The organism is Oceanobacter sp. ABM4_470 (genome assembly GCF_056158645.1).
This window is the reverse complement of record NZ_JBSWTR010000002.1, coordinates 13,320-33,779: the sequence shown is the minus strand read 5'-3', so window position 1 is coordinate 33,779 and position 20,460 is coordinate 13,320. Positions and strand designations below refer to the sequence as shown.

General features: G+C 55.6%; 19 protein-coding genes and 1 tRNA gene. 12 read left to right on the top strand and 8 right to left on the bottom strand.

The features are described from left to right. Nucleotides 1-133 precede the first annotated feature (133 nt). A complete protein-coding gene (gene serA, locus ACXADJ_RS16980; RefSeq protein ID WP_475068316.1) occupies nt 134-1,363 on the top strand; it encodes a phosphoglycerate dehydrogenase in 1,230 nt (409 codons plus the stop codon). 94 nt (nt 1,364-1,457) lie between these two features. On the opposite strand, the gene ACXADJ_RS16975 is transcribed toward serA, so the two are convergent. From ACXADJ_RS16975 to hisB, 5 genes are all read right to left on the bottom strand, one after another. After that, a complete protein-coding gene (locus ACXADJ_RS16975) occupies nt 1,458-3,692 on the bottom strand; it encodes a TonB-dependent receptor plug domain-containing protein (protein ID WP_475068314.1) in 2,235 nt (744 codons plus the stop codon). Between the two features lie 82 nt (nt 3,693-3,774). Beyond that, complete coding sequence (gene hisF, locus ACXADJ_RS16970; protein WP_475068312.1) at nt 3,775-4,536, bottom strand: imidazole glycerol phosphate synthase subunit HisF; 762 nt, start codon at nt 4,534-4,536, stop codon at nt 3,775-3,777. Nucleotides 4,537-4,550: 14 nt separating this feature from the next. Further along, complete coding sequence (hisA, locus tag ACXADJ_RS16965; RefSeq protein WP_028293709.1) at nt 4,551-5,294, bottom strand: 1-(5-phosphoribosyl)-5-[(5-phosphoribosylamino)methylideneamino]imidazole-4-carboxamide isomerase; 744 nt, start codon at nt 5,292-5,294, stop codon at nt 4,551-4,553. A 34-nt stretch (nt 5,295-5,328) separates the two neighbouring features. Then, a complete protein-coding gene (gene hisH / locus ACXADJ_RS16960; protein WP_028293710.1) occupies nt 5,329-5,973 on the bottom strand; it encodes an imidazole glycerol phosphate synthase subunit HisH in 645 nt (214 codons plus the stop codon). A 22-nt stretch (nt 5,974-5,995) separates the two neighbouring features. After that, nucleotides 5,996-6,586, bottom strand: coding sequence for an imidazoleglycerol-phosphate dehydratase HisB (gene hisB / locus ACXADJ_RS16955; RefSeq protein ID WP_028293711.1), 591 nt, complete (start codon nt 6,584-6,586; stop codon nt 5,996-5,998). Between the two features lie 185 nt (nt 6,587-6,771). Between hisB and ACXADJ_RS16950 the strand changes: the two genes are divergently transcribed. The 6 genes from ACXADJ_RS16950 to ACXADJ_RS16925 all read left to right on the top strand — a co-directional run bounded on the left by ACXADJ_RS16950 (nt 6,772) and on the right by ACXADJ_RS16925 (nt 12,301). Beyond that, on the top strand, nt 6,772-7,206 hold the full coding sequence (locus tag ACXADJ_RS16950; protein ID WP_475068305.1) for an acetyl-CoA sensor PanZ family protein: 435 nt from the start codon (nt 6,772-6,774) through the stop codon (nt 7,204-7,206). Between the two features lie 54 nt (nt 7,207-7,260). Beyond that, on the top strand, nt 7,261-7,905 hold the full coding sequence (locus tag ACXADJ_RS16945) for an MlaC/ttg2D family ABC transporter substrate-binding protein (RefSeq protein WP_475068302.1): 645 nt from the start codon (nt 7,261-7,263) through the stop codon (nt 7,903-7,905). A gap of 426 nt (nt 7,906-8,331) precedes the next feature. After that, the gene (locus tag ACXADJ_RS16940; RefSeq protein ID WP_475068299.1) at nt 8,332-10,728 is read left to right on the top strand and encodes an EAL domain-containing protein; all 2,397 of its coding nucleotides are present in this window, start codon (nt 8,332-8,334) and stop codon (nt 10,726-10,728) included. Nucleotides 10,729-10,762: 34 nt separating this feature from the next. Continuing rightward, nucleotides 10,763-11,833 (top strand): A/G-specific adenine glycosylase, encoded by a 1,071-nt coding sequence (gene mutY, locus ACXADJ_RS16935; protein WP_475068295.1) that lies wholly within the window; start codon nt 10,763-10,765, stop codon nt 11,831-11,833. 32 nt (nt 11,834-11,865) lie between these two features. Further along, nucleotides 11,866-12,144, top strand: a complete 279-nt coding sequence (locus ACXADJ_RS16930; RefSeq protein ID WP_028293715.1) for an oxidative damage protection protein — start codon at nt 11,866-11,868, stop codon at nt 12,142-12,144. 81 nt (nt 12,145-12,225) lie between these two features. Next, a tRNA-Phe gene (locus ACXADJ_RS16925) sits at nt 12,226-12,301 on the top strand. 282 nt (nt 12,302-12,583) lie between these two features. Here the strand turns inward: ACXADJ_RS16925 and ACXADJ_RS16920 are convergent. Next, complete coding sequence (locus ACXADJ_RS16920) at nt 12,584-13,333, bottom strand: helix-turn-helix domain-containing protein (RefSeq protein ID WP_475068291.1); 750 nt, start codon at nt 13,331-13,333, stop codon at nt 12,584-12,586. A gap of 271 nt (nt 13,334-13,604) precedes the next feature. On the opposite strand from ACXADJ_RS16920, the gene proC reads away from it, so the two are divergent. The 5 genes from proC (at nt 13,605) to lhpI (ending at nt 18,629) form a co-directional block, all read left to right on the top strand. After that, entirely contained in the window at nt 13,605-14,429 is an 825-nt protein-coding gene (gene proC / locus ACXADJ_RS16915; protein WP_475068289.1) for a pyrroline-5-carboxylate reductase, read from the top strand. 86 nt (nt 14,430-14,515) lie between these two features. Beyond that, on the top strand, nt 14,516-15,607 hold the full coding sequence (gene dctP, locus ACXADJ_RS16910; RefSeq protein ID WP_475068287.1) for a TRAP transporter substrate-binding protein DctP: 1,092 nt from the start codon (nt 14,516-14,518) through the stop codon (nt 15,605-15,607). 78 nt (nt 15,608-15,685) lie between these two features. Next, the gene (locus ACXADJ_RS16905) at nt 15,686-16,228 is read left to right on the top strand and encodes a TRAP transporter small permease subunit (protein WP_475068285.1); all 543 of its coding nucleotides are present in this window, start codon (nt 15,686-15,688) and stop codon (nt 16,226-16,228) included. After that, nucleotides 16,221-17,549 (top strand): TRAP transporter large permease, encoded by a 1,329-nt coding sequence (locus ACXADJ_RS16900; RefSeq protein ID WP_475068283.1) that lies wholly within the window; start codon nt 16,221-16,223, stop codon nt 17,547-17,549. Before ACXADJ_RS16905 ends, ACXADJ_RS16900 begins: the two co-directional genes overlap by 8 nt. A 66-nt stretch (nt 17,550-17,615) precedes the next feature. Then, a complete protein-coding gene (gene lhpI / locus ACXADJ_RS16895) occupies nt 17,616-18,629 on the top strand; it encodes a bifunctional Delta(1)-pyrroline-2-carboxylate/Delta(1)-piperideine-2-carboxylate reductase (RefSeq protein ID WP_475068281.1) in 1,014 nt (337 codons plus the stop codon). Between the two features lie 105 nt (nt 18,630-18,734). Here lhpI and ACXADJ_RS16890 read toward each other — a convergent pair whose 3' ends face one another. Next, nucleotides 18,735-19,433, bottom strand: a complete 699-nt coding sequence (locus ACXADJ_RS16890; protein WP_475068279.1) for a metal-dependent hydrolase — start codon at nt 19,431-19,433, stop codon at nt 18,735-18,737. Nucleotides 19,434-19,534: 101 nt separating this feature from the next. After that, nucleotides 19,535-20,323 carry an aspartate dehydrogenase gene (locus ACXADJ_RS16885; protein ID WP_475068276.1) on the bottom strand — a complete coding sequence of 263 codons (789 nt, stop codon included), beginning with the start codon at nt 20,321-20,323 and terminating at the stop codon, nt 19,535-19,537. Nucleotides 20,324-20,460 lie beyond the last annotated feature (137 nt).

Genomic DNA, 20,460 nt, shown 5'->3' with positions numbered 1-20,460 from the left:
ACGTATGTTACCATATGCGACCTGTTTTTCGGAGATCTTTCTCCCTGTGGGCACTCTGTAAAGACAGACCGACCGCACATCTCTATATAATCCGGACCGCCCATTGCTGGTCTGCACCTCAAGAAGGTACCCCATGGCACAAACGTCCCTCGACAAAAGCAAGATCAAATTCCTCTTGTTGGAAGGCGTGCATCAATCCGCTCTGGACACGCTCCAGGCCGCCGGTTACACCAACATTGAATACCTGAAAACGTCTCTGCCAGACGAAGAACTGAAAGAGCGCATCAAAGACGCTCACTTCATCGGCATTCGTTCCCGTACCCAGCTGACCGAAGAAATCTTCGCAGCAGCAGAGAAGCTGATTGCTGTTGGCTGTTTCTGCATCGGTACCAACCAGGTTGATCTGAAAGCGGCGACCAAGCGCGGTATTGCAGTATTCAACGCTCCATACTCCAACACCCGTTCTGTTGCTGAACTGGCCATTGCCGAAATCATCATGATGATGCGCGGCGTGCCAGAGAAGAGTGCCGTTTGTCACCGTGGCGGCTGGCAGAAATCTGCTGCCAACTCCTACGAAATCCGTGGCAAAAAGCTGGGCATCGTGGGTTACGGCAACATTGGTACCCAGCTGTCCGTGATGGCTGAGAGCCTGGGCATGAAGGTGTACTTCTACGACATCGTCACCAAGCTGCCAATCGGTAACGCCACTCAGGTGGGCTCCATGGAAGAGCTGCTGGGTCTGGCCGATGTGGTTACCCTGCACGTACCAGAAACCGAATCCACCAAGTGGATGATGGGTCCTGAACAGTTTGCCCAGATGAAGCAAGGTTCTATCTTCCTGAACCTGGCTCGTGGCACCGTGGTCGACATTGACGCTCTGGCTGACGCCCTGCGCAGCAAGAAACTGCTGGGTGCTTCCATCGACGTATTCCCGGTTGAGCCACGCAGCAACGACGACGAGTTCGTAAGCCCTCTGCGTGAATTCGACAACGTGATCCTGACCCCACACGTGGGCGGTTCCACCATGGAAGCACAGGAAAACATCGGTAAGGAAGTGGGTGAAAAACTGGCCACCTACAGCGACAAAGGCACCACCACGGCCTCTGTTAACTTCCCGGAAGTTGCCCTGCCATCCAACCCGAACGTTCACCGCATCCTGCACATCCACAAGAACGTGCCGGGCGTGATGAACGCCATCAACCGCATCTTTGCAGAGAACGACATCAACATCTCTGGTCAGTACCTGCAAACGGTTGAAGACATCGGTTACGTTGTGATCGATGTGGCCAAGTCCACCAGTGACCTGGCGCTGGAAAAAATCATGGAAGTGGAAGGTACTATTCGCGCCCGCGTTCTGTACTGATCCCTGCTCCATAAAGAACGCCCCGGCTGCCAATGGCAGTCGGGGCGTTTTTGTTGATGGTCTGTGTCAGCTGCCGATTCAGGTAAACAAACCCTCACCAACTCCAGCGAGCCGTCAGCCAATTGTTCCAACGCTCATTGCGTTCATATTGCAGTCGCCCAGCCAGTGGATCGTACTGGCTTTCCAGTGCGACCTCCCAACGATGGAAACTGCGTGCCAGCCGCCCGGTCACACGACGCTTGGTGTAAAGCTCAGACTGGGAATAGCTGCCACCGCTGTGGTAACGACCTTGATCAAACCAGCCGCCCAGCATCCATTGCCAATCATCACGCTGGCCAGTCCAGGCCAGACGCATACTGTTCTCGGCACCGACCGTCAATTCCTGGCCTCGGTCTGAATCCGTCGAGCGGTTCTGAACAATCCCCACCAACCACAGCTTCTGTTGATTGCTCAGGGCCCAATCAAGCTGCCACTCCAGTCCGGTCAGACTCATACCAGAGTGTTCATCCATACTGCCATTCAGCAAACTCACCTTGCCGTGAATCAGCCGCTGCATACGCTCGTGAAAGACCTTCACATCCAGGCTCAGGCGCGGGTCGCTGAACATGCCGTAATATCCCAACTCCCAGCTGTGAATCGACTCGCCGTGCAGTTCACCCTCCCAATCAGAGGCGTCAGTACTGAGGAACAACTCGCCACTGGCAAGCCCGAGGTAGTTGTCCGTCAGGCCGTTCACCTGAGCAGAGGCCGCCATATAACGCTCCGCCAGATCTGGCGAGCGATGACCGCTGGCGTACTGAAAGCGGACACTGCTGCGATCGTCCAGCAGGTGGGTCAATGCCAGCCTTGGTGAAAAATACGCGCCGTCGTTCTGCTGGTAATCCGCAGTCAGCGACAGGAAAGCCAGCCAATCTGGCTGAAAGCGATATTCAACACTGGAAAACGCCATCACATTGCTTTGCGATAGCTTGCCGCCAAACCATGTTTCCGAAGCGGCTTCGTCGCGCCGAAAGGTCAGCCCCTGCACCGAACGCAAGGTATCACTCCACCAGCGGGTGTACTCCAACTCCATTTCCAGCCGTTGTTCGTAGAGGTCGTAGTCTCCATCGCCACAAGTGACTTCCCCCAGAGCGTCGGCACTCACCGCTCGGGCGGCAATGGTACGAACCAGCTCGTAGTCTTGCTCAGACACCTGAGCGCTTTGCCCTTGTGACGCCAGATAGGCTTCCAACTGTGATGCCGACACCACGCCATAAGCCAGGCCCTGATAAACCTGTTCAATTTGCTGGCGCTCGGCCGCAGATGTCGATGGATTACTCAGCGGCAAAACGCCATAACCCAGCGCAATCGCCAGCGACCGATTGTTGCGGTACAAGCGCCCCAGATCGGCGTCATAGGCCATACTCGGAGTGCAAGCCTTATACTGTTTTTCCTGATTCTCGGCCTGCCAGGCAACACGTGCCTGCCAACTACCGCTGGAGCCATCGGCACTTTTCAACTTCAGCTGCACCATGTCAGTGATGGACTGCTGCTGCGGCTGACCGGTGTGGAAGTTTTCATCCCCCAACAGATTACGACGCAGTCGCTGACGACCCACTTGCCAGTTCAATTCAGAATCGTCATCCAGCTGCGCTGTACCACTCCAGTGGCCCCCTTCGACCCAGTTCTGCTCTGGCATTTCGACCGGATTATCGGAGGCTGGCTCGCCTTCATGGTGAGCAAACAGGGATAACCGCGTCGGCGCACCAAAGGCCTCAAAGCCAATGCTGCCATAGCCTTGCTTACGCTGTTGCTGGCCTGCAGAAAGCCGCAATGCGGCCCGGGCACTGTCAGCCGGGTGGCGGGTAATGATGTTGATTACACCCTGAAAGGCGTTCATGCCGTAGGCTGAGGCACTGGCACCGCGGGTGATTTCAATACGCTCGATATCATCCAGCGCAACATTAAGCTGATCCCAGTCGACACTGGCAAAGGTGGCCCGATAGATAGAGCGACCGTCCACCAGCACCTCAAGACGACGCGCCAACGCCACATCGCCGGAGTGGTACACCACACTGGACTGATTACTGTCGAGTTCCTGGGCAACAAACATGCCCGGCACATACTGAAAAACGTCGACCAGACGGCGAATACCCCATTGGCGTATTTGCTCGGCGGTGATCAAGGTAACACTGGCTGGAACTTCAGTCAGAGGCTGGTGCAGGCGCACCGGACTGAGAACGGTAGGAATGTCTGGCTCAAACTCATCAAACACATCGGCCTGAGAAGCGGAACTCACAGCAATAAAACACGCCGCCCAAACAAGCGGGCGTCGAACACCGAGGGCCATACATCAATCCTTTGAAAACGTCTGGGCATTATTCCACGAAACGCAACAAAGTTTGACCCTCGAATGTTCAGTTTTTGGCCATTTACAGGCGCATTTCAATGCCCGCAGCGGCCATGTGCTGTTTGGCTTGTTCAACCGTGAATTCACCGAAGTGGAAAATACTGGCTGCCAGTACGGCATCGGCCTTGCCTTGCAGCACGCCGTCAACCAGGTGGTCGAGGTTGCCAACGCCACCAGAGGCAATGACCGGAATGTTCACCGCATCGGAAATCGCCCGCGTCACCCCCAGATCGAAGCCGGATTTCACACCATCACGGTCCATAGAGGTCAGCAGGATTTCACCGGCGCCGTATTCAGCCATCTTCACAGCCCACTCAACGGCGTTGATACCGGTTGGTTTACGGCCACCATGGGTGAAGATTTCCCAATGGTTGTCGCCAACCTGCTTGGCATCGATCGCCACCACAATGCACTGGGCACCGAATTTCTCCGACGCTTCGCGAACAAATTCCGGGTTGTAGACCGCTGCCGAGTTGATAGACACCTTGTCGGCACCGGCATTCAGCATGTTGCGGATATCCGCCAGCTCACGAATACCGCCACCCACCGTCAGCGGGATAAACACCTGCTCGGCAATGGCTTCCACCATATGCACAGTAGTGTCACGGCCTTCGTGGCTGGCGGTGATGTCCAGAAAGGTAATTTCATCAGCGCCCTGATCGTTGTATCGCTTGGCGATTTCAACCGGGTCGCCAGCGTCACGAATACCAACAAAGTTCACGCCTTTGACAACGCGGCCCTTGTCGACATCGAGGCAAGGAATAATGCGCTTGGCCAATGCCATGGAAATTCTCCTGCTTACGCCTGACCAGTCAGTTCGTCAGCCAACTTCTGGCTTTCAGCAACGTCCAGAGTGCCTTCGTAAATCGCACGACCGGTGATCGCACCCAGAATACCCTTGTTGGCAACCTTGGCCAGATTGCGAATATCGTCGATGTTGGTGACACCACCAGAAGCGATCACAGGGATGCCGCCTTCCACCGCCAGTTCCACGGTAGATTCCAGGTTCACGCCCTGCATCATGCCGTCGCGGGCAATGTCGGTATACACGATGGCAGATACACCGTCGTTCTTGAACTGCTTGGCCAGATCCACCGCTTTCACTTCGGATACTTCAGCCCAACCGTCGGTAGCCACAAAACCGTTCTGGGCGTCCAGACCAACAATCACCTTGCCCGGAAATGCCGCACAGGCTTCTTTTACAAACTCAGGCTCTTTTACCGCCTTGGTGCCAATGATTACGTAGCTGACGCCCGCTTTTACATAGGCTTCAATGGTTTCCAGCGTACGGATACCGCCACCAATCTGAATAGGCAGACCCGGGAATTCCTTGGCAATGGCAGTCACGGCTTCGCCGTTAACCGGGGTACCGGCAAAGGCACCGTTAAGATCCACCAGGTGCAGACGACGGCAACCGCCATCGACCCAACGGCGGGCCATTTCAACCGGGTTATCACCAAATACGGTGGAATCGTCCATACGGCCCTGACGCAGGCGTACGCATTGGCCGTCTTTCAAATCGATGGCTGGAATTACAAGCATGAGAGAAACCTTTTAAGCAGCAGGGAGAGAACGATCAGGCCTGACCGTCCCACTCCAGAAAATTCTTCAACAGGGCCAAACCGGCGTTGTGGCTCTTTTCCGGATGGAATTGCACCCCGAAGACGTTGTCTTCGCCAATGGCAGCAGCAAAATCAACGCCGTAGTGGCCAGAGCCTTTGACGTGCTCGGCACGCTGGGCTTCAACATAGTAGGAATGCACAAAGTAGAAACGGGTGTCGTCTTCGATCCCATTCCACAGTGGATGGTGAATCTGGCGAACCTTGTTCCAGCCCATGTGCGGAACCTTGAGCTTCTCGCCGTCTTCAATCAGGTCGTTGCCGAAGAAACGCACTTCACCCGGGAACAAGCCCAGACAGTCGACGCCGCCGTTCTCTTCCGAACGATCCATCATGCCCTGCATGCCAACACAAATACCCAGCAATGGCTTGGTCTTGCGGGCTTCAGCGACCACCTGGTCGATGCCCTGGGCACGGATTTCGGCCATGCAGTCACGCATCGCACCCACGCCCGGCAGTACCACATGGTCAGCCTTGCGAATGATCTCGGGATCACCGGTGACAATCACTTTGGTATCACCGGCCACCGCCTGCAAGGCACCGTGAGCAGAGTGCAGGTTGCCCATGCCGTAGTCGATCACGGCGCATGTTTTACTGGTCAAAACGTTATCCTTCCTGAATGCCTTACAGACAACCTTTGGTAGACGGCATCACACCGGCCATACGAGGGTCCATTTCCACCGCCATGCGCAGGGCGCGACCGAACGCCTTGAAGATGGTCTCGGCCTGATGGTGCGCGTTAAAGCCCTTGATGTTGTCAATGTGCAAGGTCACCTTGGCGTGATTCACAAAGCCCTGGAAAAACTCCCAGAAGTTCTGGGTATCCAGACGGCCGATGCTGCCACGGGTGAAATCGCAGTTGAAGCTCAGCCCCGGGCGACCGGAGAAGTCGATCACCACGCGAGACAGCGCTTCGTCCAGCGGCACATAGCTGTGGCCGTAACGAACAATGCCTTTCTTGTCGCCGATGGCTTCAGCAAACGCCTGACCCAGGGTGATACCAATGTCTTCCACCGTGTGGTGATCATCGATATGCAGGTCGCCCTTGCAGAAAATATCGAGGTCAATCAGTCCATGACGGGCAATCTGATCCATCATGTGCTCCAGAAACGGAACACCCGTGTCGAAGTTACTTTTACCAGTACCATCCAGATTGATGGAGATTTTGATCTGGGTTTCCAGGGTATTACGTTCGACCGTTGCGGTGCGGGCCATGGAACAACTCCAAACTCTCGCCAAAGAAAAAGGAAACCATTATAAAGTGCCGGGGACTCTATGAACACCACTGCGCGGCTCTGCGTGGGCACCGGGTTACTCATAGAGACCCAGGTGAAAAACCTCCAGGGAACATGCGCACCAGATACGCTGTCCCAGCCTAATATTGCGAAAGAGAAGCTCCCGTGCCGGTAAAACTTGAACATATTCGCCAACCCGATGCCGCCGACTGGCAGGATATAGCCAAAATCCAGCAAGATGCAGGCACCGAAATCCTGCTGCCGGAAGCGCTGGAAAGTGCACTGCAACAGGGCCACTGGCTGGTTGCAGCGCGATTCAACGACCGCCTCGTTGGTGTCATACTTTGTTCGCAAAATGGTGACATGGTCACACTTGAATACGCCGCAGTGCGCTCTATTACCCAACGCCGTGGCGTCATGCATCAGACAATCACCCTGCTGCAACAATGGGCCGATCACGAGCAAGTGAGCTTACTGATGACGCAATTGCCGGCTGAACTGGCAGCAGCGGCTCAGCGACGAGACTTTCGTGAAACGGCGGCAGGTTGGTGCCGGGATAGCAACAATCTGTCCAGCGACAGCCGGATTTTAAAGAGTTAACAACCCAATATACTCAGCGAATCCAGATAGCGAGACAAATACAAGGATAACAGGATGACTATGCTCAAACGTTTTGCAGCGGTACTGGCCTTCGGCCTGATCGGCCTCAATGCCTGGGCGAACAGCAACCCCACTGAAGTGGTCAGCCAGGCGACCAATGGCCTGATTGAAGAACTGAAACAGACGCCGGAAGCCGACCGCTCCGAAGAGATGGTCAAGCAACTGGTGATGACCTACATCGTTCCAGCCATTGATCAGGAAAAAATCGCCATGGGTGCGATGGGTAAATACTGGCGTCTGGCTTCCCCGCAACAGCGCACCGAATTTATTGAGCGCTTCCGCGAATTGCAGATTCACACCTACAGCGGCGCATTCCGGGCGTTCAGTGGTGAGAAGCTGAACTTTGAAAGTGCTCGCATCAACGACAAGGGCGACCGCGCACTGGTACAGGGCCAGCTGACCCAGACCAACGGCAACGTGATCCCGATCGACTTCAAGCTTTACCTGTCTGACGATGGCCAATGGCGCGTTTACGACGCCGTGGTATCCGGTCTGAGCATGGTGAAAACCTACCGCGACCAGATGAGCAACCGCCTGCAAGGTACCAACCCGGGCAATGCCTCGAAGCGTATGGACGCCTTGCTGGAAGAACTGAAGCAGGAAGCCGAGCAGAAAGACGGCAGCCAGAACGCTGCCTGATTCTCGCACCTGCGGGCTGAGGCACGTTGCCTTTATGGCGACAAGCCCCAGCCCAGTTACTATTCCTCTTCCCTGCGTCTTTTGCCTCCCGCTACCTTCTACAGCTCTCTCATACACCCGCTCCTACCTAAACCTCACCCTACCTAAACCTCACCCTACCTAAACCTCACCCTACCTAAACCTCACCCTGCTTAAAACCCTCCTGCTGCTCAGCCTGCTCAGCCTATTCAGCCAGTTACTGGCCATTCGGCACACACTGACAAAAATTAACGCTCGTTCGTACAGTTACATTCGGTCTAATCCGGCAAACCCCGATTTTGTGAACCATACTTGTTGGCGAACTTCATTGCTGCGCCCGGTCGACAGGCCTGACGGTATTTGTCCAACACCGGCGGAGAGGCGCATTAACAGGGAACGGCTGTATTCATGTTATTCCGCCAACACAATCTGAAAGCGCGCCTGACCATCGTCGTTGTGATTGCCACCACGCTAACGCTGCTGCTTTCCGGCGGCGCCTACGTCGGACTGGAGTACTACCTCACCAGTCATGCCAGCAAACAACGCATTAACACCATTGCAGAAATGGCAGCCCGCTCGGCAGCGCAGGAAATCAAACAACAGCAGTTCGACACTTTACAGGCCGACCTGCAATCACTCAGCGTTCACCCCGCCATCACCCGAGGCTGCCTGTACAACCAGCAAGGTGGCTTATTGGCCCATTACGACCGTGAAACCGCGGTCGCATCGGGCTGCCCAGCCACCAGCAATGGTATCGTCAGCAGTACCAATACCCTGGTGGTGCCACTCACCATCAGCAACAACGTGATTGGCTCGCTGCGCATCAATCACGATGACCAGCCGGTACAACAGCGACTGCTGCGCTTCCTTCAAATCAGTGTTGCCATCTGGATAGTTTCCATGGCACTGGCTTTTCTGGTGGCGATTCGTATTCGGGAAGGGCTATTCGGCCCCTTACGAGACCTGTCCGACTTTCTGGCCCGCATCACCCGCGAGCGCAACTACTCGCTACGAACGCCCAGCAAGGCTTCCGATGACTACGGCAAATTGCTGCTGCAAGTAAACGAGCTGCTGCACGCCACCGAAACCGACCAATCAACCCTCAAGCTGAATGAAGAGCGCTTTCGCAAACTGGCCGAGTTCTCGCCGGTGGGCATCTTTCAGGTCGATAAAAACGGCGTGCTCCGTTACGTCAACCAGCGCTGGCGGGATATCCACAACCTCACCAACGAGATTCCGGACATCGAACAATGGTTCAGCTGTATTTTGGCCGCCGACCTCGAAGCCACCCGCTTTGCTTGGGAAAATCTGGTTTCCCAACAAGAAAGCATTGAGCTCGACCTGCGCTTGCAACAGCGTGACGGCAGTCATGCCTGGATTCATTTAATGGCCAGCCCGATGCACGACCGGGATGGCGAAGTGATCGGTTATCTGGGGGCGATTTCAGATATTTCAGAGCTGAAATCCGCCCAGTTACAGATGGAAAACCTCGCCTTCTACGACGCCCTGACCGGGCTGGCCAACCGGCGACTGTTCAAGAACCGGCTGTCGAAATCGATCAAATCCGCCGAGCGCACCCAATCCACTCTGGCGCTGATGTTCCTCGACATGGACCAGTTCAAGCGCATCAACGACTCCATGGGCCACGATGCCGGAGACCTGCTGTTGCAGGAAGTATCGCGCCGGCTTAGCGCCAACGTGCGCGACAAGGACACGGTATCGCGCATTGGCGGTGACGAGTTCACCATCCTGCTGACCGACGTAAAACGCATTTCCGACGTAAAAATCGTGGCAGAAAAAATCCTCGAAGCCCTTGCCGAACCCATTCGTATCAAAGGCCAGGACATCAACACCTCGGTGAGCATCGGCATAACCCTGACGCCGCAGGATTCCACCGACCCGAATACCCTGATGAAAAACGCCGACCTGGCTATGTACAAAGCCAAGGAGCTGGGTCGCAACAACTACCAGTTTTTCTCGGAAGAAATGAACAAGGAGATTCTGGAGCACCTGGCCTGGGAGCAGGAAATTCGCGACGCCCTGCACGAAAACCAGTTCAGCCTGGTGTATCAGCCCAAGGTCAGCCTGCAAAACTACGCCATTACCGGGGTTGAAACCCTGATCCGCTGGCACCACCCCATCAAGGGCTTTATTCCACCAGACCGCTTTATCAAGGTGGCCGAAGAGACCGGCCAGATCATTGATATTGGCCGCTGGGTAATGCAGAACAGCTGCCGCGAGATCCAGTCATTTATCGCCTCTGGCGACATGCCATTCGACACCCGCATCGCCGTCAACCTGTCAGCCAAACAATTTGCCGACCCCGACCTCGCCAACATGATCCGCAAAACCCTGGAAGAAACCGGCATGTCGCCCTCCAACCTCGAGTTGGAGATCACCGAAAGTACCCTGATGCTGGACGTCGAAAAAGCCATCGCTACCATGTCGGCCCTGCGCTCTTACGGCATCCGCTTTGCCATCGACGATTTTGGCACCGGCTATTCATCCTTGTCGTACCTGAAAAGCCTGCCGATTGAAGTATTAAAAGTCGATCGATCCTTCGTCACAGACATCCCCGTCGATAGCAATGACATGGCCATCACCGCCGCCGTCATCGCCATGGCCCACAAACTGGGCCTGCAAGTGGTGGCAGAAGGCGTTGAATCGGAAGATCAGGTAGAATTCCTGCGCCAAAACCGCTGTGACGAAGGCCAGGGGTATCTGTTCAGCCGACCGCTGGACGTGCCACAACTCGAAGAATTTCTGGCCAAAACCCGTGCAATGACACTGGAAAGCAGCAAATAATCCAAAAAAGCACCAGAAACAGCGCCAGAATTTGATGAGCCAGATCACCGCCAACGCCCCTCACAACGATCGGGCGTTCTCTGAAACCGTGCTTGAGTGGTACCACCAGCATGGCCGCAAACACCTGCCGTGGCAGCAAGACATCAGCCCTTACCGGGTATGGGTGTCTGAAATCATGTTGCAGCAAACCCAGGTCGCCACGGTTATTCCCTATTACCAGCGCTTTATGGAACGCTTTCCGACAGTACAGGCGCTTGCCGCCGCCGAACAGGACGAGGTGCTACATCTGTGGACCGGACTGGGCTACTACGCCCGAGGCCGCAACCTGCACAAATGCGCCCAAACCGTCGTCGAAAAGCATTTCGGAGAATTTCCCCGCAGCGTCGAACAGCTGGCCGAACTGCCCGGCATTGGCCGCTCAACCGCAGGCGCCATTGCATCCATCAGCATGGGCGTACGCGCCGCCATTCTGGATGGCAACGTCAAACGGGTGCTGACCCGCTTCTATGCCATTGAAGGCTGGCCCGGCACCACCGCCGTTCAGAACGCCATGTGGGACATTGCCGAACGACTGACACCAGAGCACAGCCACCGGGAATACACCCAGGCCATGATGGACATGGGCGCGACCCTCTGCACCCGCAGTAAACCCGCCTGCGGCATTTGCCCACTGCAACCAGGCTGTGCGGGCTACGCCAGCGGCAAACCGACCCAATACCCCAACAGCAAACCGAAAAAAGAAAAGCCCGAAAAACACGCCTGGCTGCTGATGATCCGCAACCCCAACGGTGAGTTTTTACTGCAACAACGGCCACAAACCGGCATCTGGGGTGGCCTGTGGAGCTTCCCCGAAGCCGACTCACTGGCCAACGCCGAACAACAGCTTGCAGCCAGCTACGGGGATCGGGTCAAACAGATTCAGGAGCTCAGCAGCTTCCGTCATACCTTCAGCCACTACCACCTGCATATTCACCCGGTAGAAGTTGAACTGGAGCGCCTGACCGACCACATAGGCGAGCAGACAGTGCATTGGTACAATCCCCGCCAACCGAGCGAACTCGGATTGGCCGCACCCGTCATCAAACTGCTGCAAAACCAACTCTGAGCATCAAACCACAGCCTACACGGGAGTTTTTCATGAGCCGCACCGTTTTCTGCCGCAAATACCAACAAGAACTGGAAGCCCTTGCACAGGCCCCGTTCCCGGGCCCAGTGGGTGAAGACATCCTCAACCACGTATCCGCCAAAGCCTGGGCCGAATGGACCGAGCACCAGACCCGCCTGATCAACGAAAAACACCTCAACATGATGGACAAGGAAGCCCGCAAATACCTCACCGAACAGCGGGACAAATTCCTCAGCGGCGGCGATTTCGACAAGGCCGAAGGCTATGTGCCTGAAAAACCTGAAAATTAATTCAGAAAAGTTGTTGACAGAAAAACGGGATGGCTGTTTAATGCGTCCCACTTGAGCGAGACACCAAACGTCAGCCAAGACGCCCAGATAGCTCAGTCGGTAGAGCAGGGGATTGAAAATCCCCGTGTCGGTGGTTCGATTCCGCCTCTGGGCACCACCAAATTCCTCAAAGAAGCCTCGCAATTGCGGGGCTTTTTTGTTTCTGGCGTTCAGCTATCCAGCAGCCAGCTATCCACCGGTAAGTCACATCCCCTTCAACTTTGCCAGCATCAGTCATCAGTTTTCGATGGTCCACAGGGCATGCCATCGTAATGGCAAATAATTAAACCTGATTCAATTATCAATATTGAATGGCATGTATCGAATATCCAATATCAAAAAACACTTCTCGAATATAAACAGAAAATTTCGGCCAATATATGAGCCAGAAGTTATCAGGTTAACCGCCTCGTCTGAGTCTTCCCGGTGTTTCTCCGTAATGTCTTCTAAATGCATGGGTCAAAGCACTTTGGCTGGAAAATCCAACCTGCTCTGCAATATCAATAATTGGCAGTCCGGATCCAAGTACCAATTCCCGGGCATGTTTCATACGACTTTCCAGAAGGTATTGGCCGGGGGTAATTCCGTTCAAACGTCGGAAAAGATCATGAAAATGGCCTGTACACAAATTATTTAAACGGGCAAGTGTGGCAACAGAAATCTTTTGGTCAATATGCCTCAGGATATATTCATCAATCATTCCCATATCGATTCTTCCACCAACATAACCAGTGCTGGATTCCGCAAAAAATACCCGTTGGTAGAGGCTCGATAAAAAGGTGATTGAGATGCCATCGGCCGCATCAGGGTAGGCATTCCAGATTTGCGATTCCTGGTACATGTACACCAGCAGGTGGCGCAGCCCCTTGTCTGCAGGGAAGTAGCGCCCGCCTTCAAACAGTCGGGCCAGAGAGTCGGGAAGGCTATCGGAGGGAATGTCGATCACCAGGTGACTGTTGTTTCCCAGCCCCTCGTAATAGTGCATATCTCCACCCGGAACAATACATCCATTAAAGGGGTCAATACGTCCTCCTAACCCCTCAACTTCAAAATCGGCTATTCCATGATGGGCTATCACAAGCTGATGATAATCATGGTTGTGATTCATGCAGCTGTTAGACAGCGACATTTTTCTTATCTGGGTATGCATCGCTGAAATTCTTCAATTAATGACCAATTCCTTCTAGTCGAGAACGCTTTTTATTAGGACTACCGGATAGTTTCCGGCAAGTCAATTCATCATTTATGACATAGCGATACATTCTACGGTGATCTTGATAAGCTTTTCAGAACACATTTTAAACCCCGGAGAATCGAACAAAAAAATCTGAGAATCGAACAAGATAAGCCAATCCCCTGCGTGATTTTATGTTTCGAAAGAGCGGACAGAAGATCTGCAATAACAATAACGGGGAAATTAAATGGCAGAATCCATCTGTTTTATTGGTGCTGGCAATATGGCCAGTGCAATCGTTGGCGGCATGATCCAGCAGGGCTATCCAGCCTCGGCAATCACCGCAACCTCTCCCGACACCGCAAGTCTGGCGACCATTCAGCAACGCTACCAAATCCACACCAGCAGCCATAACCCGACCGCCGTCGAACAGGCCGATGTTGTGATCCTGGCGGTCAAACCACAAATCATGGCAGCGGTCTGTCGCGAGCTGCAGCCGGTTCTGGCCCAGCGCAATCCACTGATCATCTCCATCGCTGCCGGTATTCCAATCGACGCCTTGCAAAGCTGGCTGGGCCACCATCTGGCCATTGTCCGGGCGATGCCCAACACCCCGGCGCTGATCGGCCTTGGCGCCACCGCGTTGTACGGCAGTGACAATCTGAGCAGCCACCAGCGCCAGCTGGCACAGCGCATTCATTCTGCCACCGGGCTGGTGCAGTGGCTGCCGCAAGAGCAGCTGATGGATGCCGCAACGGCCATTTCAGGCAGTGCTCCGGCGTATTTCTTTCTGATGCTGGCTGCCATGGAAGAGGCCGGTATTCAGCAGGGCCTGTCGGCGGATTGTGCACGGCAACTGGCCGCCCAGACCGCCCTTGGCGCAGCCGCCATGGCGCAGCAAAGCGAGCTGGACCCAACCCAGCTGATGCGCAACGTGATGTCACCACAAGGATCGACCGAAAAAGCCATTCAATCGCTGGAACACAACGGCTTTCGCGAAATGATCGAACAAGCGATGCAAGCCTGTGCCGAGCGCGCCAACGAAATGCAGCGCGAGCTTGGTCAGCCCTGATCGGCTACCGAGTCCGCCACCCCATCCTGACTATTCCCACAACAGCACCACAACAATAATGAGGCGACAGCAAGATGAAACAACGCATGACCCATATGATCTCCGCGATGACCCGCTCGTTCCGCCAACACCAACGGGCCACCATCGTTTCCGCTCTGGCAGCAACCCTCAGCCTGGGCTCCGTCAATGCCAGCGCTGCTGAACAGTGGCGCATGGCAACACCGTGGTCCGGCGGTCCTTGGCTGGAGCGTGATGCCCAGTCGTTTGCCGATCACGTGAAGGCACTGAGTCACGGTGAAATCGAAGTCAAGGTATTTCCCGGCGGCACCCTGGGAAGTTCCCTGAAGGTTACTGACAGCGTGCGCTCTGGCGTCGCCACCGTGAGCCACAACTACATCAACTACGACTACGGCAAAAACCCGACCACCTCGCTGTTGGCTGGGCATTCATCTGGCCTGACGCCAGAAGAGTTCATGCTGTGGATGTATCAGGGCGGCGGCGTTGAGCTGTATGAGCAGTTCCGTCTGGAAGAATTTGGTGTGGTCGCGTTCCCGTGCTCCATTCTGGGCACCGAAATTTTCCTGCACTCCAACAAGCCGGTTCGTACCCTGGAGGATTTTCAGGGGCTGAGAATTCGCACCTCTGGCGCCTGGGCTGAAATTGCATCGAGACTGGGTGCATCGACGGTGGTTATGGCCGGTAGCGACATCTACTCTGCCCTTGAACGCGGCGTTATTGATGCCGCTGAATGGGGCTCTCCGGAGATGAATAAACCAACCGGTTTCCAGGACGTCGCCCGTTACGTGGTGCTACCAGGCATTCACCAGTCCGGTGGGGTACTGGAATGTGAAGTGAACAAGAAAGTCTGGGACAAGCTCGACGACGCCAGCCGCCATCTGGTGCGTCAGGCAGCCAGGCTGTCGGTGTTTGATTCCTGGCTGGCCGCGTCTTACGCCGACCTCAGCGCCTATCAGGAGTTGCAGCAAGGTGACAACGAAATTGTCCGCCTGAGCCCGGAATTCCAGAGCGCAATTCTGGCCGAAACCCGCCAATGGGAAGACGAATACGCCAGCAAGAACGAATGGTTCAAACGCGTATTGCAGTCACAACGCAGCTTCAAGCAGAAGATCAGTCTGTGGCCGGAGTACCGCCTGCAAATTGGCGCGAACGAACAATAATCCACAACCTAAGGCCTTTCACCCTTGCAGGGTAGCCATAGCTGCCCTGCTTCTCCCCTTGTTACATCCCGGAAAATCATGATGAAACCAATCACCGCCATTGAGGTGGTCACTCGCGTCGCTGGCGTGCTGTCAGCCTTGCTGATTCTGCCTTTAATCGCCGCGCTCGTTATCGAGGTATTCAGCCGCTACCTGCTGGACAGCCCCACGCTCTGGGCGTTCGAAATCAGTTATATGGTCATGGGCGCGATTTTTATGCTGGCCATCGCCAATGCCCTGCGTCTGGGCCAGCACGTGACCGTCGATGTTGTATCGCTGCGTCTTTCCCGCCGCACCAATGCTGCCATCCAGTGCTGCTGCTACCTGCTGTTCCTGCCACTGAGCGGCTGGTTGAGCTGGGAGCTGGTGCTCTACTTTCACGAAGCCCTGGAAACCAGCGAGCGCTCTGGCCGCTCTGCCTGGAACCCGTTGATGTGGCCGGTTTACAGCGTCTGGGCAGTGGGATTCCTGATCCTTACGCTGCAACTGCTGGCCGAGCTGATCAAGGCGCTTTACACCTTGATGGGCATGGAAGACAGACTACACAACAGCAGTGAACAAGGAGCTGAACACCATGGCTGATTACCTCTCACTGTTGATGTTTCCGCTGCTGATGCTGTTCATCTTTGCAGGCTTTCAAATCGCCTTTGCAATGATTCTGGTGGCGTCCATTTTCGGGCTGATGTTGTTTGGTGACGTCACCGCCTATCAGCTGCTCAGCAAGATCGAAGAGACGGCTTCCAACTCCGTACTGGCCGCCGTACCGCTGTTTATTTTTATGGGCGCCATGCTGGAAAAAGCCGGTATTGCCGAACGCCTGTTCAAGGCCATTCATATCTGGACCGCCCGAATGCCAGGTGGACTTGGCGTGGGTGCTATTTTGCTGGGCACCGTGTTCGCCGCCGCCAGTGGGGTGGTCGGTGCCACCGAGGCGGTCATTGGTATGCTGGCCATTCCGGTGATGCTGAAACACCAGTACGACAAGAGCCTGCTGTCCGGGGTTATTTGCGCCAGTGGTTCACTGGGCACCGCCATTCCGCCGTCGATTACCGTGATTGTGCTGGGACCGGTTGCCGGTGTTTCGGTCGGACAGCTGTTCAGTGGTTTGCTGCTCCCCGGTTTATTGATGGCACTGCTGTTTATTCTCTATGTGATTGCCGTCGCCTGGCTCAAACCATCGGTAGCGCCCAGACTACAGCAGCATGAGGTGACGGTTTCCCTGGCCGACAAACTGCGCCTGACACTGACCGCCCTGTTGCCCGCAGCCCTACTGATTTTCACCGTACTGGGCACCATTCTGATGGGATTGGCAACCCCGACCGAAGCCGCCGCCTGTGGTGCGTTGGGCTCAATCATTCTTGCTGCCAGCTACCGTAACCTGTCGTTTGCGGTGATGCGTCAGTCACTGATGAGCACCGTTAATATCTCCGCCATGATCCTGCTGATTGTGCTGGGTGGCCACATGTTTGCGGGAGTGTTCTTTGCCGCTGGCGGCATGGCAACAGTGCAATCGGTGTTGATGGGAACCGGTCTGGAGCCCTGGGCCATTCTCGGCATGATTCTGTTCATCGCCTTTATTGCCGGTTTTGTACTCGACATGATGTCCGTGGTGCTGATCATTGTGCCGGTGGCCATGCCGGTGGTGCGCATGCTCGGATTTGACGATGTGTGGTTCTGTGTCGCCTTCCTGGTGGTGCTACAAACCAGCTACCTGACACCGCCGCTGGCACCGTCCATTTTCTACCTGCGTGCCATCACGCCGCCGGAAATCACGTTGCCGCACATGTACCGTGGTGTGGTGCCGTTCATCATCATTCAGCTGATCGTACTGACGGCGGTGTTGGCGATTCCGGATACCGCGCTCTGGTTGCCCGAACTCATGTCCGGTCCAGCCTGGAAATAACCCCTGGAAATAAACCTTGTGTCAGCTGAGCTCCGGCTCAGCTGATGCCCTTACCGGAGGCTCTCCATGAACATGATCGATGCAGCCCGCATCCAACAGTTACTGCCCTGGGATCGTCTGATCAACCGACTTGAGGGTGCTTTTATCAACGGTGCTGTGGTGCCACCACGTCACCATCACACCATTGAACAGGCACACCAAACCGCCACCTTGTTACTGATGCCAGCCTGGCAACAGGATGGCTACATTGGCATCAAAAACCTGACCGTATTCCCAGCCAACAGCCAGCGTAACCTGCCAGCCATCCACGGTGTCTATCAGCTGTTTGATGGCGAAACCGGTGCCTTACTGGCCTTGCTGGACGGCAACGAGTTGACCCGTCGTCGCACCGCAGCAGCTTCGGCCCTGGCGTCAGGTTACCTGTCGAACCCTGACAGCAAGACCCTGCTGATATGTGGCACGGGTAAACTGGCCCCGATGCTGATTGAAGCCCATGCCGCCGTGCGTCCGATAGAGCGGCTGTTAGTGCATGGCCGTTCGCCACACAAAGCCGCCGCATTGGCCAGCCAGTACACCGGCTATACCGGTGCTTTCAGCGCCATTACCGACTCCGCCGTCATCACCACCGAACAGCTGCCGATAGCCTGCCAACAAGCCGATATCATCAGCTGCGCTACGCTGGCGAGCAGCCCCATCATCAAGGGAGACTGGCTCACGCCGGGCGTTCATCTGGATCTGGTCGGGGCTTTTACCCCACAGATGCGGGAGACCGATGGCCACTGTCTGGAAAAAGCACAGGTCTTTGTTGATACCTTTGAGGGTGCCCGCCACGAAGCCGGAGATTTACTGCAAGCGGCAGCAGAAGGTCGCTTTGAGATGGCAAGCATCATTGCCGACCTCGGCAGCCTGTGCCGGCAAGAAATCAGTGGCCGGATAGACAAACAGGCGATCACCCTGTTCAAGTCGACAGGCACCGCATTGGAAGACCTTGCCGCAGCGATTGAGGTGTATGAACGGTCGCGCACAGAAACAGACTTTTCCCCTGACCCAGCCCCTGCCCAAGTCCAGAATCACATGTAAACCATGTGATAGTCCTCTTCCCCTGCCTCGCAGGGGCTTTTTGATCTCGGCAGGATTGAGCGGTTGGGTTGAATCTGTGGTGAATGGCTACCTGATACCAGCACGCTAGCGCCCCAGCACCGCCAACCACTGCAGCTCCTGCACCAGCCCTTCCGTCGAAGGCGCAAAGTACCACAAGGCACCACACACCAGCGCCAGCATCAGGGTGCCGGACCAGTTATCCACACTGAAGGGTTTGATGGCCGTGCCGAACGACTTCTTCAGGCGTACGCCATTGAAGTCGACGGCGTAGACCTCATCCAGCAGCAAATGCACCACAAAACCGCCCGCCACAAACAAGCCGCAAAGCCAGCTGAACGGCGCGGGTTGCTGTGCCAGAGCCCAGGCAATGCATACCGTGGCCAGGCCAAAAAACAGTGCTGCCAGCAGTGAGTGAAACAAGCCCCGATGAATGGTGAAGCGGAAGAAAATCCGCATCGCCAACGGCCCTGCCAGCAACCAGACCAAGGCCATACCCAGCCAGCCCCACACAATACGACTGCCGCCAGAGCTGCTCCAGCTTGCCAGCCAAGGAGTCGCTAGCCACAGGAATAAGGCGCAGGCCGCTGCCGCCAATACATTAAACAGCCAGATCACCGGGCGCGATGTGTCGGAGTCGATATCCGGCAGCACGCCACCCAGCGCACCGAGAAAAAACAACAGAACACCCTGCTCGATTGAGCACCACTGGCTGACAACCGCCGCCGATGCCGACATCGCGCTGACCAGCGCCGCACCACTCAAATGGGTTTCAAAACTCGCCAAGAAACACCTGTTTATCCATACAGAAAACCGCAAAGATAACAGACTTTTTCCTTTATTATTAATAACTTACAAATTCAGAAATTTGAGATTGGATAACAGGGTCAGATTTTCAGGCACTGATTGAGATTCTGGCATTGGCGCACCAGCGACAGTGCCGCCAACGCCGAGGTTTTACGGTTATCCGGCAAGGGTTTACCCAGCACCCGAATATCCAGCTCGCCAAAATCCCCCCGCGCTGTGAGTTCATGCTGGTTACCCTGAATGGTTGGATCAGCAATCAGGCGAACCTGCGTTGCCTCAAAGCCGATGCCCGCCAGGGCAATGGTGGCGGCCACGTTGGCATTCGCCGGGAAGCCCAGAGCGGCATCGCGGGCATTGCCTTCGAACAGCACGGTTGGTTCGCTGATGGTGGCAAGGTCGAACGCCTGCTCGGCCATCGAACCTTGCCAGCTTTGTGGCGGTTTTCGGGAGATGTATTCAACCCGGTCGATACCGGCAATACGGGCCGCTGCGAGGGTTTCCATACCGGCAATGGCACCTGCTGGAACGTGAATTTCGCCACCGCCCTGCTGAGCCTGTTGAACCAGTTGCTGACGAAAGCCATCGTCGGCCAGTGCACCACTGGAAATCACCACCAGCGGCAGCCCCGCCGCAACGACCGCCATGCCGTGTTGGCGTACCGACGCCTGACCACCGCACTCAATCACCAGGTCGGGTTGTACGCTCAGATCAGCAAATTGCGTGACCACTTTGACGCCCGACAACGCTTCGCGCAGCCGTGCAGCACTGCGCTCAGACGCAATCACGCCCGCTAACGTCAGGTTTTCCGGCAGGTATTTGCAAATAACCTGCGCCATCGCACCGTAGCCAATCAATACCAGCTGCTTCATGGGTAACCCCGGAATCGTTTGCACCATTGTGATCCGTACAGGTTTCAGTATGGCGCAAGCCGCTGGTCAATTCATGGCAGGCCGATTATTGGCAGGGCAAGAATGTCAGCACTGAGCGCCCTGATCGGTGAAAAGGC